The organism is Sinorhizobium fredii USDA 205, assembly GCF_001461695.1.
Taxonomy (GTDB): domain Bacteria; phylum Pseudomonadota; class Alphaproteobacteria; order Rhizobiales; family Rhizobiaceae; genus Sinorhizobium; species Sinorhizobium fredii.
In genome coordinates, this window is record NZ_AUTC01000045.1 from 166,302 (window position 1) to 181,972 (window position 15,671).

The window sequence follows — 15,671 nt, forward strand, 5'->3', positions numbered from 1 at the left end:
AGGTTCGTCCGCGATGAACTGCCATGAATGCGGTAGCGAGATAGAGAGTGGCTTCGCGTTTTGCCCGAAATGCGGTGCCAAGCAGCACAGTTCGTGCCCCGGTTGCGGCTATCTCTGTGCTCCGCATTTCGCCTTCTGCCCGCGCTGCGGCACCCGGCTCGGAGCGACTGCGGAAGCCCCACAGGCTCCGACGCGGCACCCGACGCCGCCTGTACCGCAGGCGCCTCCAGCTCCATCAGGCCAGGATATCGGCGCCGACCGGCGTACGGTCACAGTGCTGTTTGCCGATCTTTGTGGGTTCACCGGGCTCAGTGAGCAGATTGATCCGGAAATATTGCAGGCGCTGCAGAACGAGCTCTTCGAGGAATTGACGAGCGCCGTCGAGGCATTCGGCGGCTTCGTCGACAAGTTCATCGGCGACGCGCTGCTCGCCCTCTTCGGCGCCCCGGTGGCCCATGAGGACGATCCGGAGAGGGCTCTTCGGGCCGCATTGGAGATGCGCGATCGGACCGCGCGAGTGAGTGACCGCTGGCACAGGCGCATCGGCCTGCCGCTCAGCCTGCATATCGGTGTCAACACCGGCCCGGTGGTCACCGGCGGTTTCGGGGCGGGCGACACGAAATCCTATTCGGTCACCGGCGATACGGTGAACACGGCGCAGCGCCTGCAGGCGATGGCCGGCCCGGATGAAATCCTTGCAGGGCCGGTTACGCACAAGCTCACCCGGCATGCCTTCGCCTATGAAACGCTCGGCGCGGTTGCCTTGCGCGGCAAGACCGGCAGCCTTCAGGTGCATCGCGTCAACGGCCCGCTCGAGGCGCCACGCCCGGCGAGGGGTCTCGACGCGCTCGGTCTCAGCGCGCCGCTCATCGGACGCGATGCCGAGATTGCCCGCATGCGCGACTGCCTGGTGCTCGCCTGCGCCGGCACGGCGCAAGTCGTGCGCCTGACCGGGGAGGCCGGCATCGGCAAGTCGCGTCTGGTGAGCGAGCTCCTGGCAGCCATCGGCGAGGACCCGCGCTTTGCGCATGTGGTCGTCAGGCGCGCCGCCTGTTCTCCGCTCGGCGAACCGTCCTATGGGACGCTCGCCACCGTGCTGAGCAGCGCCTATGGCATACCGGCCGGCGGCACGGCGGAGGAAACGCAGGAGCGGCTGGCCTCCGGTCTCGCCGAAATCGGCTTTACCGCCGAGGAACTCGGTGAACTGATGCCGCTTCTCTTCCATATTCTCGGGATGGGAGATCGCGAAGGCGCCCTTCAGCACGTCGCTCCCGACCAGATTCGGCGCCAGCTCCTCTCGGTCATTCGCACCTTGTTCGAGCGGCGGCTCGAACGGACGCCCTTGCTCATCATCCTTGAGGATTTGCATTGGGCGGACTCCGCCTCGCTGGAGGCGTTGCGCTTCGTGCTCGACCGGCTGGATCGCCGTCCTTTGATGCTGATCACCACGCAGCGGCCCGGTGCCGGCCCGGAGCGCCTGTCCCCGGAGCGCACGAGCGTCACCGCACTGCGTCTCGGGCCGCTCTCCCCCGCCGACGGACAGCGGCTCCTTGCGGGCTTATTCGGAGAGAAGTGCCTGCCTGGAAGCCTGCGCCAGCAAATCCTGGCGCGTGCCGGCGGCAACCCGCTGTTCATCGAGGAAATCATCCGCGGCCTCATCGAGCTCGAAACGCTTCGTCGCGACGGCTCGCAATGGCATGTGGCCGACGGCGAAGCGAGCGTCGATATTCCCGTCGGCATCGAGGCGATGCTGCTGGCGCGGATCGATCGCTTGCCTCAGGAGGCGCGCCGTCTCGTCCACGGTGCCGCCGTCATCGGCCCGCGCTTCGACGCCGAGTTGCTCGCCATCGTCTCTCCCCAATCGGGCGATGTCGCATCGGGTCTGGAGTTGCTTTGCGATGCCGAAATCATTGAAGAGAGTGCCAGGGGCGGGACGCCGGCATCGCAAAGCTACCGCTTCGTTCAGTCGCTACTGCACGAGGTGGTCTACAACAATCTGCTCGTCAAACGGCGGACAGAGATACATGCGGCCATCGCGAACGCTCTGGAGCGCCGCTATGGCGAAAACCCGGAGCGTTTCGAGGATCTGGCTGTCCTCGGGCATCACTACAGTCAGTCGGCCGAACGGGCCAAGGGGGCTCGCTACCTGATGGCCGCCGGAGACCGGGCAAGCCAGCTCTACGCCAACGAGGATGCCATCCGGTTCTATCGGCAGGCGATGGCCGCCCTTGCCACGCTCGGCGAAGAGAGGCCGGAGTGGTTCATCGCTCGCGAGCGGATCGCCGATCTCCTGGTGCCTTTCGGTGAGCGCGCCCAGGCGGAAGAGCACTACCGCGCGCTGCTCGACACCGGTCCTGTCGCGGCAGACGCCGTGGCTTCCGCGCGAATCCTCCGCAAACTCGGTCATCTTCTCTGGGAGGCCGGCAAGCGCGATCAGGCGCAGGCGAGCTTCACGGAAGCGACTGTGCTCCTCGAACGCGCCGAGGCTCCGGTCGATAGCGCGTCGCTGCTGCAGGAGCGGGGGCATTTGGCTTTCCGCATGGGCGACTATCTCGGCGCCTCGCGATGGGCGGACGAAGCCTTGGAGAAGGTCAAGGCGCTTGGTCCCGACGTGAGCGACGAGACCCGGCGGGAGGTGGCCCTTGTCACCGCCGAAGCGTTGAATACCAAGGGTGCGGCTCTGGCGCGACGCGGCCGGACGCGAGAGGCGATCGAGGCCGTGGAGACGAGCGTTGCGGTGGCCGAAGCGGCCGCCCTGATGCACGCGGCCTGCCGCGGCTATACGAATCTCGGCGTGCTCTACACGATCGTCGACCCGAAGCTTGCCATCGAAGTCTGCCGGCGCGGCCTCGATATGGCCCGCCGCATCGGCGATCTCGGCTTCCAGGCGCGGCTTCTCGCCAATCTTGCGGTCGCCCATTGCACCTTCACCGACCGTTGCGCGACCGAAGGCGTGCCGGCGGCGCAAAAGGCGATCGAGATCGACCGGGCGCTCGACCAGCGCGACCATCTGCCGGTCTCGCTGCTCGTCCTCGGGCAGATCTTCCAGTGCCACGGCCGGCCGGCCGACGCCCGCAAGCTCTACGGCGAAGCGCTCGATCTGGCCGGCGAAACCGGCGAGGCGCAGGTTCTGTTTCCGTGCTATGATGGCCTGGCGACACTTTGCCTCGATGAGGGCGAACTCGCCGAGGCCGAACGCCATTTCAGTTCGGCTCGAGACATCTGCGAAAGTCACGATCTCGACCCAGAGGCCTTGGTGATCCTGCCGTTCCTCGATTGAACGGCTTTCGTTCAGGCAAGGCGCGGGAGAGAAGAAGGGCGCTCACCTCAAGGGGCCGGGTGCTGCAGGCGTGCAGGAAGGAGAACAGCCATGGCGGAATATTCCAGTTCCGGGCCGTTGCAGCCGGGCGATCGGGCGCCGAACGTCGTGCTCGACGCGATCACCCAGGAGGGCAAGATCGCCATCGACGATTTCCGGGGGCGCAAACCTGTGCTGGTGGGGCTGTTCAGGGGCCTGCAATGTCCGTTCTGCCGCCGGCAGATCGCCACGTTGGCACAGCTCAAGGCGGCTCTCAGTGAAAAGGGTGTGGAGACCCTGACGGTCGTGAACACGCCGATCGAGCGGGCGCGCCTCTATTTCCGCTACCATCCCTTGCCGAATCTGCTCGCCGCGTCGGATCCCGAACGGATTTCACATCGCGCCTTCGGTCTGCCGAATCTCGAATTCACCGAAGACGAGGACGATTGGCCGCGCAAGCTGGGCATGCAGACCGTGATGTCGATGCGCCTTGACATGCCGGGCGTACTGCCGGAGCCGATGGATCCGGTTGCTGCGTCGAATTATCTCCAGAAAGCCGATGGCTACGAGATGACCGATGACGACAGGCGGATGGAGGCCGCCGCCATGGCGCAACTCGTCGGGGAGTTCCTGCTCGACCGCGACGGCGTCGTGCGATGGTCGTTCACCGAAGCTTCGCCGGACGGCCGCAACATGTTCCGTGCTCCTTCTCCGGACGAGGTGATGTCGGCAGCTTCGCAGGTCGTCCACTGAAAGCCCAAGGGTCAGGCACCTTCCTGCGGCGTGTGCGCGGACGGCGCGAAACCCGCACTTCGAGACCGATGCGAACAAACAAAAAAGGCCGGGGTAAACCCGACCTTCTCATCACCTCCGCCGTTGCCAGTCCATCCGTGGTCAATGGCGAGGTGGGTCCTTCCTAACCGCCGATCATGACAGCCGGATGACGCGCAATCGAAAAAATCCCATTCGATTGATCGGTGAATAGGCGGGCCGATCCGAGGGCCTCGAAACGGTTGACCTCGAAACTGTTGATGGGGGAAGCGAATGAAGGGTGGCGATACGTCGCGTTAGAGGTTTCTAAAGAATTCATCGACAAGATGCCGACATGCGCGGCTTGCTACTCTTCATTGTTTTGTTGGCTGGCATCTGGGCGATCGACCGGATCGCCTGCGAGGGCCACTACAGCCGCGCGGCCTGGCGCGACGCGCAGGAGCAAGCCAAGTCCCTTCGCTACCGGGTGAAATATTGGGTTGACGATATCGTCAGGCTTTAGGGCCCGATCTACAGCGCCGCGCGTCCAATCGGACTCGGTAAGGTCGCCGTAGCACTTTGAAATGCTGCAGGCGTCCTACGGCCACGAAGACGAAACAGCCCCTCATGTAAGCGGCCTTGAGGTAGACGCCCTCGATCGTGGCGGGACGATAGGCGCATAGCGCCTCACCTGTCCTCTCCATCTCGGCGACGACGTCATCCGGCACGCGCCTCGCCAGGGAGGCAGAGCAGCAGGAGAGAATGGCCGCCTGATCTGCGCATCTGTCGGCCGCTGCGAGGCTACTGCTTGGGCATGACGCCCTTGCTTACCAGCCACGCCTCGAAAGTGCCCGGACACCCATTGTCAATCCATTCCGCGCGGTACGAGAAGCCAGGGGCTGCACCCCTAATGGCGATGCTTCCATCAGCGAGGCGTTCGGTTACACCCGGCCCGTGGGTCTTTCGGCGATACTTCTTCTTCACTTTCATGAGTCTCATTGCCTGCCTCCCCGCGGTACAACCAGGAGTCCGAGGGTTGCATAGGGCACGCGCTAGTCAAGGATTACAAGCAAAATCAATGGGATAACAATAGGTTGGGCTAAGACCTCTGGCCCATTTCCTGTTGGACTAAGGTCCTAGGAGAGCTTCGATACGTTCGCTCGGCCGTAGCCCGACGTGCGGTTTATGGCGGGTGAAGCGCTAAACATCCGGAGGGCGGCCGCCCGATCGGGTTACGACGCAACAAAAAAGGCCGGGTAACCCGACCTTCCGTGGTCGCCTCCCGCCGCTGCCAGTACATCCGTGGCAGCGACGTGAGGCGTATGTGCCTCTAATGTAGGCGCTGTTTGAAATTTAATCAAATCGGAAATCAAAGGGTCTCTTTGCCAAGGGCGAGGTTCAGTGAACCTAAAGAGCACTACGTAAAAAGGCCTCTCGATTTCTCGAAAAGGCCCTTTAAATCGGAAACTTGGATGGTGGGCGTGACAAGGATCGAACTTGTGACCCCTACGATGTCAACAAAGCGGCTAACCCAGTAAAGCTCGGTTTCCCTTCAGGTGACATAGACAAGAAATCGACCTTCTTCATAGAGGTTTTCGCAAAGCTTGGGCAATTCTTGGGCAGCTTCAGCGGCGCGTGGAAAGCCGAATCTCGGAAGGAACCTGCATCTGGTGCCTACGGGTAGTGGTGAAATCTGACGCTTGGTACGCCACACAAACTCTCGCTTTGGGTGGCAAGCGGAAGTTCGGCACGCGCTCGGCACGGGTCCGGTTTGTGGACTTTCCGGACGCTTGGGGACACCACGTCTAACGTCGTGAGTGGGCCGAAGAACGCTTCGCGGGAAGGCGCCCGCGGTTGAGGTAGAGTTCAACATTTGTTGCTGCGCCAGTGGCTGAAGGTCGGGCGGCAGCATCGAAGGGCATCAAGAGCACGAGACCAAGGCGTGCGGAAGCTGCGCCGCCACCGGATTTCCTGCGGTTTCCGCCGCACAGGACGAACGATTGTAGCGGGCCCATGGCAAGGGCCGCATCTCACAGCGCAGGAGCGGAACTACACTTCATGCAGTCGGCGACCTGACGAGCGCGAGAGGTCTTCAAAATGAAGTTTGCTTCCTATTGGCATGAAACGTCAAAAGCCTTTGCTAGGGCGAACCGCGACCCCCTTTCAGGCGATTTCGAAGTCGCCGTTGTTGGGGCGGGCTTCACTGGTCTCAATGCCGCCCGCAAACTGGCCAAGTCTGGCGTAAAGGTCGCCCTCGTCGAGGCTGAGCATGTCGGGTATGGTGCATCGGGGCGCAATGGCGGGCACCTCAACAGTGGTCACTTCGCCAGTTTTAGCGCGGCCAAGGCCCACTTTGGGGAAACTAAGGCGCGTCGGTTCTGGCGCTCTTACGATGATTCAATCGACATGATCGAAGCCATCATCGCAGAAGAGGGCATCGACTGCAGCTTCCGCAGAGGCGGCAAGCTCAAGCTTGCATCCAAGCCATCGCATGTGAAAAAGCTGCAGGCCATGTGCGAGGAGCTTCGCTGCGAGGTGGACTCTTCGGTAGAGTGGCTCTCACGTGACGACGTCCGCAAGGAGCTGGGTTCGGAAGCCTTTCACGGGGCGGTGCTCTCACCAAAGTCGGCTATGATGCATATGGGCCAATACGCCAATGGCATGGCAGACGCCGCCGCGCGCCATGGCGCAACAATTTGGGAGCACAATCCGGTCCAGTCCTGCATCCGGACGGCAGATGGCTGGCGGATCACTTCGCCGACCGGCTCGCTCGCTGCTCGCCAGGTCATTCTCGCGACGGACGCCTATACAACTGAGAACTTTGACTACTATCGGCGACGCATGATGCCAATTGCGTCTTTCATTGTCGTGACGCGCCCCCTTACCCCCGAAGAGGTCGCCGCAACCCTACCGGGCAATCGGAACTACACCAACTCGCTCAACATCGCCAATTACTTCCGGCTTACCCCGGACAACCGGCTATTGTTCGGCGGGCGCGCTAAGTTCTCGGCCACGTCGAACCAGAAGACAGACGTGAGTTCCGGAGAGCTTTTGCGCAAGCAGATGATCGATGTGTTCCCGCAACTGGCCGATGTCGAAATTGACTATTGCTGGGGCGGGCTCGTCGGCTGCACGCAGGATCGCTATCCCCGGGCCGGCACCGCCGACGGCCTGATCTACGGCATGGGCTATTCGGGCCATGGCGCGCAGCTCTCGACGCTGATCGGAAGTGTTCTGGCGGACATTGCCATGGGCCGCACGGATACCAATCCGATCGATGGCATGGGGTGGAATGCAGTCCCGCTGCATACCGGCAAGCCGTGGTTCCTTCCGATGGTGGGCACCTACTATCGGCTGAAGGACATGCTTCCCTGATCGCGTCGAGCGCCAATGCGGCCGACCGACACCGACGATCTCGGCGCGTGCTTTTCGGGCCGGCGCTGGGCAAGGCCCGACGAAAGCGCCGCCTGGCAGGTTATCCTTCCGAGCTGTCAAATTCCGCAGGGAGCGCTGGTCAGCGTTGATCGAGCAATTTGATCTGGAGATCTTGCCAGTGCTCCTTGAACGCTTCCCGCGCCGTATCGTAGTGGCGGCTTCTCAAGCTGTTGATGAGCCGCTCGTGTTCTTCCGCCATTTCTTCGGCAGTGGCGTAGAAATCCTGCCGCTGTGCGAGGAGAAGCTCGATCTCGCCCTCGAGGCCTGAATAGGTTCGCTTCAGCCGAGCGCTGCCGCTAGCGGCGATGATCGCGCGGTGGAAGTCACGGTCCGCAGCAACCAGCAGGGATCTGTCGGAGGATAGGGTCGACGTGTGCATAACCTCGACCGCCTCCAGCGCCTGAGATGGGATGACCCCGGTCAGCACGATCAGACGAATGGCCTCGCCCTCGATGGCGCCGCGCACGCGTGTGATATCGACAATATCGTCGGGCCCGAATTCGGGCACCACAAAGCCTCGGTTCGGTATCTGACGCAGCAGGCCCTGCGTGACGAGCACCTGGGCTGCTGTACGGAATGTGTGCCGCGAGGTCGAATGCTCCTCGCACATCTTCACGTCGCGGAGGAACTCGCCCGGTCGGAAATCTCCCGACAAGATGCGCCGTCGCAAGGCGTGGGTCAGAATTTCCACCGCGCTAGCGGGCAAAGGCTCGACATTCATCTCAAGATCTTCGGCTTGATTCTTGGCGTGCAGCGGCGGCATGGCTTTGGCTTTGCTCGTTGATTTTGTTTGCATACCTACGCCACATGCGGCGGCGTAGGGCAAGGGACATGATATTGTGCCTCCCGGCTGCATGGTGGCGGGTCCTAGATCTGCACGGACCGAAGCGCCTCGTCGACGCCCTCGAGCAGACGCGCCGCGTTGGCCGATGTGAAGATGAGCGGGGGCCTGATCTTCAGGATATGCGCGTCCGCTCCCGTCGCGGAAATGAGGATGCGCCGGTCGCGCAAGGCATTGACGGCTGCAAGCGCGCGGTCCATGTCCGGGGTTTTCCGGTCCCTATCCTTAACGAGTTCGACGGCGAAATAGAGGCCGGCCCCGCGAACATCGCCGACGAATTCATATTCCTTCTGTAGGTCCCGGAGGCCGTCGAGGATTTCGCCGCCGACCTTGGCGGCGTTGTCCATCAAGCCCTCTTCGAGGATCGTGTCGAGCACGGCCTGCGCAGCGGCGATAGCGACGGAGTTGCCGCCGAACGTGTTGAAGTAGCGCATGCTGGATCCGAATTCGGCGACGAGTTCGGGCCGCAGGACTACGCCTGCAACGGGATAACCGTTGCCCATGGGCTTTCCCATGGTGACGATGTCCGGATCAATCTTGTGACGGCGGTGACCCCAAAGGTGGGTGCCGGTCCGCCCGAACCCGGATTGCACCTCGTCGGCGATGAACAGGCCGCCCGCCTTGCGCACAACTTCCGCCACCTGCGCCAATACGTCCGTCGGATCGACGTAGAGACCATCGGAGGAGAAGACGGAGTCGGCGATGAAGGCCGCTAGGCCGCCGCCATGCCGCTCCATGTCGGCGATCTGCCGCGCGACATCCTCCGCCATCCGCCGGCCGATTTCCTCGACGGGCAGGCGATAGGAATCCGGCGCGGCGACCGTGCGAAGATAGGGATCCAGGGCCGACTTCTTGCCGAGCGAGGGCGAGATTGCCGCCACCGCGCCGCTGTTGCCGTGATACGCTTCGGCCGTGACGATGACGCCGGTCTTGCGTGTGTGGTAACGCGCGATACGCAAGGCGAGATCGTTGGCTTCCGAGCCCGTGCATGTGAACATCGCGCATCCGGTCCGGCCGAGTTCGCCACCGAACGTATTGATCAGGGCTTCGGCATAGTCCAGCAGGGGCTCCTGCATGTAACGCGTGTGGGTACAGAGTAACTCGAGCTGCTTCTGGATCGCCTCGACGACACGCGGATGAGAGTGACCCAGCGATACCACGTTGTTGTAGGCGTCGAGATATTCGTTGCCGTGCTTGTCATAGAGGAAGACGCCCTTGGCACGGGAGATCTCAACCGGCGACTTGTAGAAGAGCCGGTAAGCGGGCCCGAGCAGCCTTTGCCGCCTGGCGACATGCGCCAGATCTTCACTTGTGAGATGAGACGTGTCCTGAGGGTTGAAGCCATTTGGCATGTCGCCACGGAAGCCCTTGGGCAGGGTAGTCGCTTGCTTGGACATTACGGTTCCTATCGTGTCAGAAGATCGGATATCTGTGCGGTCGAAATCGAGTGGAACCACTCGAGGTGGGCCCAGCCGGCTTCGGTATTGCGCAGGATATAGCGGCTATTCTCGGGGAAGATTTCGGCGCGCCAGCACGTCAGCAGCGCACGGACCGCAAGACGGCCCATCGAAAGGAAGGGGATGAGCCGGAGTTCCTCGTCCGTCAGTTCGGCGTGGCGGAGATAGCCGCGCAGAACGTCGCGCGGTTCGTCGAACAGGTCACGCCGGTTCGCATGGTCGAAGGTTTTTGGCATCTGATTCATCAACGCCGTGGAGACATCGACGGCGATGGCGGTACGGACCGCATCGCCGAAGTCGATGACGCCGGTCAGGAACTGCGGGCTGGCGTGATCGACGACCAGGTTCGACGTATTGAAGTCGTTGTGAAGCACTTGCCGCCGGCACAGGTCGAGCCTCGGCTTGACTTCGGCAAACCGCTCGAGCGCGCGGACGGTCCAGGCCCGCTTGCCGCCCCCTGGGATGAAGCTCAACAGATCGGAGAGATCGAGCAGATGGGTGACGTCCCATGCCAGCGCCCGGTTGTCTGCGGGATGCGAGAAATCGGCCATGGAATGACGCAGCTTTGCCAGGATTTCGCCGATCCATTCGCGCTGTGGGGCTGTGGAAGATGTCCGGTCGAGCGGAGTACCGGGGAGGAAGGTGATGAGCCGCACCACTCGCCGCTCGCCGGCACTGGTAGTGACGATGGGCAAATCCGCGCCGTCGACGTCGCGAAGTGCACGGGCGATGGGTAGATCAGGGGCCTGCTGCTCGAGATGACGCATCAGCGCGACCTGGAAATCGAGCTCCTCCATCCGCTCAGAAGGATGAGCGATCTTTAGCACGAACTTCCCCCGGGCCGCGCAGTCGAGGAGGAAAGTGTCGTCTTTCTCGGTTTCAAAGCGCGTGGCCGAGCCACGCGCGCCATATAGCCGTTCGGCGATTTCTTCGGCTTCCGCAGCGCCCACGGGATGGCACGCCTCGGAAAGCTCAGAGACGCGGGCTGGCCCAGACTGATGCTTGTGACCCATCTTCAACTCATTCAGATCCTGCCTCGAGAATGGGCAGCTCGAAGGCCTCAGTATCTCAAATTCCAAATGTTGTACAACAATTTATTCGTTTGGATCGATCTGTTCTGCCGAATGGCGGTTGGCCACAGCGCAGGACGTTCTGATGAATCCGTACCAAAACTTGCGCAAATATTGAGGATTCTCAGCCACATATCCGAGTAATTTGTTGTTGTTTGAATGGCGACGCACTCAAGCTGTCGGCAAGTAGCAGGACGATTGATCATCCAAGAATTGTTGGACAATCTCTTGCCATCGCCACAAAGTTATGCTTTTGTGCTCCGACTGGCCGGAATGCAACAAGCAAGTTGGAGTGCTCCGCCTGGGTGGATTGGCCAGATATCAAGAAAGAGGCAAATGAAATGAACTGATCAGATACGGACTCTTAAAGGTACCTGCGTCGCTGCCGCATTGCGGTCTATCGGCACCGCGACCTCTTTAGACAAGCGGCATGCCACTACGATGACCTTGTATAGGCACACTGTGCCGTGAAAATTGGAAGGAATACACGCCATGACCCAATTTCGACCGAAGTACGTCACCTTCGACTGCTACGGCACGCTCACCAATTTCGATATGGCCGGCGCTGCGCGGCGCGTCTACGGCGAGCGTCTCTCCCCAGAAGCGATGGCCGGCTTGGTCGAGGCTTTTAGAGGCTATCGCCTTGACGAGGTGCTAGGGCCATGGAAACCTTTCCTCGAAGTGGTGCACAATTCCATCGAACGCAGCTGCAAACGCATCGGTATCCCGTTCAAACCCGAAGACGCCCAACGCATCTATGACGAAGTGCCAACCTGGGGTCCGCACCCGGACGTCCCGGCTGGCCTGTCCAGGGTGGCCAAGGAAATTCCGCTGGTCATCCTGTCGAACTCCATGAACAGCCTGATCATGTCGAACGTGGAAAAGCTGGGCGCGCCCGTCCATATGGTAATCACGGCAGAAGAAGTCGGGGCATACAAACCTCTGATGAAGGGCTTCGAATACATGCTCGACAAGCTCGGCTGCGGGCCCGAAGACATTACCCATGTGTCCTCATCCTTCCGCTACGACCTGATGACCGCCTATGACCTGGGCATCAAGAGCAAGGTCTGGGTCAACCGCGGCCATGAGCCGGCAAATCCCTATTACGAATACACCGAGATCAAGGATATCGGCGGGTTAGCTGCCGCCGTTGGCCTGGAGCCAGCCCTCAAGCGCGCCTGAAAAACTAGCGCTCAGGCGCTGTTGCTACTATGAGACCGGGGCGGTTCATTCGCCCCTTCTCTTTATCGTTCGAAGGGGAGCAAGCATGGCCTTTCGGGGACCCCTTCCGCACGAGTGACCTGCTGGCGTTAGAGGACGGTGTGATCCGAACGTGACGCAACGGGGCGCGTTTGTTACGCGGCCGCTATCGATGCTTTCGAGTAACCGGGGCTGGTTCCTCAACGACCGATTTGGGGCGCACAACGGTCGTTCGTCAGCAAGCGGCGCTTTAGCGTTCAACCTTCAAGCTGCCAATCGTACTCCTCTTAACCCTTCGGGTGGCAAGTTAACCCTTCGGGTGGCAAGCGGTCGCCGCCATCGCCGAATGACGTGTTCGGGCCACATTCCGGACCGGTGGATTCTTGCTTGGCGATGAGGATCGCAGACGTTCAACTGCGATCGCGCTGGTGACCTGACCGAAGCTGGAACTGACTACTCCGCTACGTTGTATATCTCGGCAAGGTCGCGTAGATCCCAGTTCCCGCCAGACAACACCGCACAGACTTTTTCATCGGGCTTGACGTCTATGCTGCCCGCCAACAGTGCTCCGACGCCAATTGAGGCGGCTGGTTCAGCGATCAATTTCGCATCCTTGGCAAGAGCACGCATCCCGGCGATGATGTGCTCGTCTTCAACAAGAACAATCTCGTCCACATACTTTTCGATAATCGGATACGGGTTTTGACCCGGAACGCTTATCCTCAAGCCATCCGCAATAGTGTTCTTCAAGGGAAGCGATGTGCGTTCCTTGTTTATCCGGCTGTGAAAATACTTCGGTGTCAAGGCAGGCTCTGCCCCGATAACGCGCACCGACGGCTTCGTTTCTTTTATGGCGGTAGCGATTCCCGAGATCAGGCCTCCGCCGCCTAAGGGAACAATGACCGTGTCCACATCGTCCAGGTCTTCGAGTATCTCGCACCCGATCGTTCCCTGGCCAGCCATTACAACGGGGTCCTCGAAGCCGTGAATAACCGCATACTTGTTTCCTTCAGCGATTTCGTAGACCTTTTTCCATCTAGCAGCATTATCACCATCAAAAAGAATGACTTCCGCACCAAGGGCTTTTGTATTTTCAATCTTGATCTTGGGCGTGGTGACCGGAAGTACCAATATCACTTTTACGCCGAGCATCCTGGCCGCGTAAGAAAGCCCCTGGGCATGATTGCCCGACGACGTCGCGATAATGCCGTTTGCGATCTCTTCTCTCGAGAGCGAGAGAGCCTTGTTCAGGGCGCCGCGGATCTTGAAGGCGCCAGTAATCTGCAGGGTTTCCGGTTTGAGATAAAGCTGACAGCCAGCGGCCTTCTCGATTTTCTCCGCACGCAATAGCGGCGTGTGCCTGACGTGCGGCTTCAGCCGTTCCTGAGCTTCACGGATGTCCTGAATGGTGGGGTAATTGCGCATGGTCATCACTCGAAAAACTGAAAGAAGGTGCCGACGTTATTGGCGATGGCGTTCTGATAGATTTTGCTGGCTGTCGTATTGTCTTGTATGGCCATCCCGGTGGAATCGAAGATCGTGATTTCGTCATCACTTTCTCGCCCAGGCTTCCGTTCCAACAATACCTCGCCGATTTCGCCATGGATGTCGTCTCTGGTGATGATGTTTTTAATCAGCGGGTGCCAGGTCTCGCCCTTTTCTGTGCATTGGGAGCTCGAGTCGACGATGATTTTCGCGTTCCTGAAGAGCTCCGGATCCAGCTCCTGCTTGCCGCGTTGATCTGTGCCGATTGCAACGATGTGTGTACCGGGCTTCACCCAATCCGCCGCCACAAGCTCCCCTTTTCCCCGGGTCGTCGTAATCAAGATATCGGCCTGCTCAACCGCTTCCTTCTTGGAGCTTGCGACGATGACGGGAATGCCGAATTCGCGTTCGATGTCCGTCTTGTATTTGGAAAGCGTTTCCGGGGTGCGGCTCCAGGCGTGGATCTCTTCGATCTTCATGATCTCGTTGATCGCCCGGATTTGCATTCTCGCCTGATTGCCTGTGCCGATCGATGCGATCGTCCTGGCGTTCTTCCTCGCCAGGGCTTTGACGGAGACGGCTCCAGACGCTCCCGTTCTGAGGCCGGTGATCAAGCTTCCATCCATGATGCAAATTAACGCGCAGCTCCTGGCATCAAACAGGAGAATGGTGCCCATGCTGTTCGGCACGCCATGTTCTGCCGGGTTGCTGGTGAAGCCTCCAGAGTGCGCTTTCATTGAGATGATTTCATTGGCTTTGTAGTAGCCAAGCTTGAAGTCGATTTCTCCACGGAGAGAGGGGAGATGTATCCCGATATAGGCAGGTTGTTCCACCTGATCGCTGCTGAAGGCCTTGTAAGCCTCTTCCACCGCGTCGATGACTTCCGTCATACCGATTAGCCGTCTTACTTCCTCCTTCTTAAGCAGCAGCGTTTTCATGCATGACCTCCCTATTTTCGTAGTTATGGGACACATCGACACAGCACGGCCTGTGCCGCAATCACCATAGTGGGCGAGCGGGGAGAATAGTGGCCGCATTCGCCGCGACCGGAAGCAGATTCCTTTGTATCGCATGGGGGCTTTGGCAGAGAATTGCGGCAGGCGCCTTTCCGAGCTTAGGCGTCAGCGCGTCGGCTCCGCCACGGTCGGCACAAGATGCGGCGCGGGCGGCAAAGGTTAGCGCAAACGCGTCGCGCATGGCCGTGCGTCGAGAGGAACTGCTGTCTTCTGCGGTTTACCGTGAACCCCTGAAGACACAGGCCGGAACCGCATCATGACCACCCAAGAGATCATTCTCGAAAAGATGACGCCAAAGCATCTGGACGGTGCGTTGGAACTGTCCCGCCAGGTCCAATGGCCGCATCGGCGCGAGGATTGGGAACTGGTCCAGTCGATCAGCCAGGGAATCGTCGCACTCGAAGAGGAGCGTCTCGTCGCGACCATCATCATGACGCCCTATGGCGATGACACCGCCACCATCAACATGGTCATCGTCGATGCCGCCATGCGCGGCCGCGGTCTCGGCCGGAAGATGTTGGAAGAGGCGCTTGCCGAGGCGGGAGAGCGTACCTGCTATCTGGTGGCGACGCAGGAAGGTCTTCCGCTCTATGAGAAGGTGGGTTTCGCTGCGACCGGCGAGACCGTGCAGCACCAGGGCGAGCCGTTGCCGGTTGAGGTGCCGGGTCACGTAACATGGAGCGAGAGCGGCGATCATGCCCACTTGGTAACGCTGGATCGCGCGGCACACGGCCATGACCGTTCGGCATTGATGGAGATTCTGCGCAAGCGGGCGAAGTTCGCTGTCATTCGCGATGCGGGCGAGATCCAAGCCTTCGCGGCGATCCGGTCTTTTGGCCGTGGGCTGGTCATCGGCCCGGTCGTGGCGAGGAACGATTCCGAAGCCCGGGCCCTGATCGATTTCCTGCTCGCCCATCACCAGGGCAGGTTCGTCCGTATCGACACGGATGTCTCCACGAATCTTGCAGGATGGCTCACCGGGCGCGGGCTCGATCACGCCGGCTGTGGGATCACGATGCGACGTTCCGGGGCCGCGCGCAAGGAAGGCAAGCCCACGTATCACCGCAGCTACGCGCTGGTCAGTCAGGCACTCGGTTGATGTCGGTAGAAAAATGCGGG

Annotated in this window: 11 protein-coding genes; 6 read left to right on the top strand and 5 right to left on the bottom strand. The window is 60.7% G+C overall.

Translation table 11 applies throughout. From position 1 onward, the window contains the following. The first annotated feature begins 13 nt into the window (after positions 1 to 13). The 4 genes from N181_RS06665 to N181_RS06680 all read left to right on the top strand — a co-directional run bounded on the left by N181_RS06665 (position 14) and on the right by N181_RS06680 (position 7,423). Positions 14 to 3,280 (top strand): adenylate/guanylate cyclase domain-containing protein, encoded by a 3,267-nt coding sequence (locus N181_RS06665; protein ID WP_037394238.1) that lies wholly within the window; start codon positions 14 to 16, stop codon positions 3,278 to 3,280. A gap of 90 nt (positions 3,281 to 3,370) precedes the next feature. After that, positions 3,371 to 4,051: a peroxiredoxin-like family protein gene (locus tag N181_RS06670; protein ID WP_014329793.1), complete on the top strand. Its 681-nt coding sequence runs from the start codon at positions 3,371 to 3,373 to the stop codon at positions 4,049 to 4,051. 352 nt (positions 4,052 to 4,403) lie between these two features. Further along, entirely contained in the window at positions 4,404 to 4,571 is a 168-nt protein-coding gene (locus N181_RS33970; protein WP_014329792.1) for a hypothetical protein, read from the top strand. Between the two features lie 1,574 nt (positions 4,572 to 6,145). Next, positions 6,146 to 7,423 carry an NAD(P)/FAD-dependent oxidoreductase gene (locus N181_RS06680; RefSeq protein WP_037400004.1) on the top strand — a complete coding sequence of 426 codons (1,278 nt, stop codon included), beginning with the start codon at positions 6,146 to 6,148 and terminating at the stop codon, positions 7,421 to 7,423. Between the two features lie 139 nt (positions 7,424 to 7,562). Here N181_RS06680 and N181_RS06685 read toward each other — a convergent pair whose 3' ends face one another. From N181_RS06685 to N181_RS06695, 3 genes are all read right to left on the bottom strand, one after another. Further along, on the bottom strand, positions 7,563 to 8,246 hold the full coding sequence (locus N181_RS06685) for a GntR family transcriptional regulator (protein ID WP_037400000.1): 684 nt from the start codon (positions 8,244 to 8,246) through the stop codon (positions 7,563 to 7,565). Between the two features lie 104 nt (positions 8,247 to 8,350). Beyond that, complete coding sequence (locus N181_RS06690; RefSeq protein ID WP_037399997.1) at positions 8,351 to 9,721, bottom strand: aspartate aminotransferase family protein; 1,371 nt, start codon at positions 9,719 to 9,721, stop codon at positions 8,351 to 8,353. An 8-nt stretch (positions 9,722 to 9,729) separates the two neighbouring features. Further along, positions 9,730 to 10,731 carry a phosphotransferase gene (locus N181_RS06695; protein WP_080577730.1) on the bottom strand — a complete coding sequence of 334 codons (1,002 nt, stop codon included), beginning with the start codon at positions 10,729 to 10,731 and terminating at the stop codon, positions 9,730 to 9,732. Positions 10,732 to 11,343: 612 nt separating this feature from the next. Between N181_RS06695 and N181_RS06700 the strand changes: the two genes are divergently transcribed. After that, complete coding sequence (locus tag N181_RS06700; protein WP_037399991.1) at positions 11,344 to 12,033, top strand: haloacid dehalogenase type II; 690 nt, start codon at positions 11,344 to 11,346, stop codon at positions 12,031 to 12,033. A gap of 471 nt (positions 12,034 to 12,504) precedes the next feature. Here the strand turns inward: N181_RS06700 and N181_RS06705 are convergent, their stop codons facing one another. Both N181_RS06705 and N181_RS06710 read right to left on the bottom strand, forming a co-directional pair. Then, positions 12,505 to 13,482, bottom strand: a complete 978-nt coding sequence (locus tag N181_RS06705; protein WP_174839371.1) for a threonine/serine dehydratase family protein — start codon at positions 13,480 to 13,482, stop codon at positions 12,505 to 12,507. Further along, a complete protein-coding gene (locus N181_RS06710; RefSeq protein WP_037399988.1) occupies positions 13,482 to 14,474 on the bottom strand; it encodes an ornithine cyclodeaminase family protein in 993 nt (330 codons plus the stop codon). The genes N181_RS06705 and N181_RS06710 overlap by 1 nt, the downstream gene beginning before the upstream one ends. Positions 14,475 to 14,808: 334 nt before the next feature. On the opposite strand from N181_RS06710, the gene N181_RS06715 reads away from it, so the two are divergent. Beyond that, positions 14,809 to 15,651: a GNAT family N-acetyltransferase gene (locus tag N181_RS06715; RefSeq protein ID WP_037399985.1), complete on the top strand. Its 843-nt coding sequence runs from the start codon at positions 14,809 to 14,811 to the stop codon at positions 15,649 to 15,651. Positions 15,652 to 15,671: the final 20 nt, after the last annotated feature.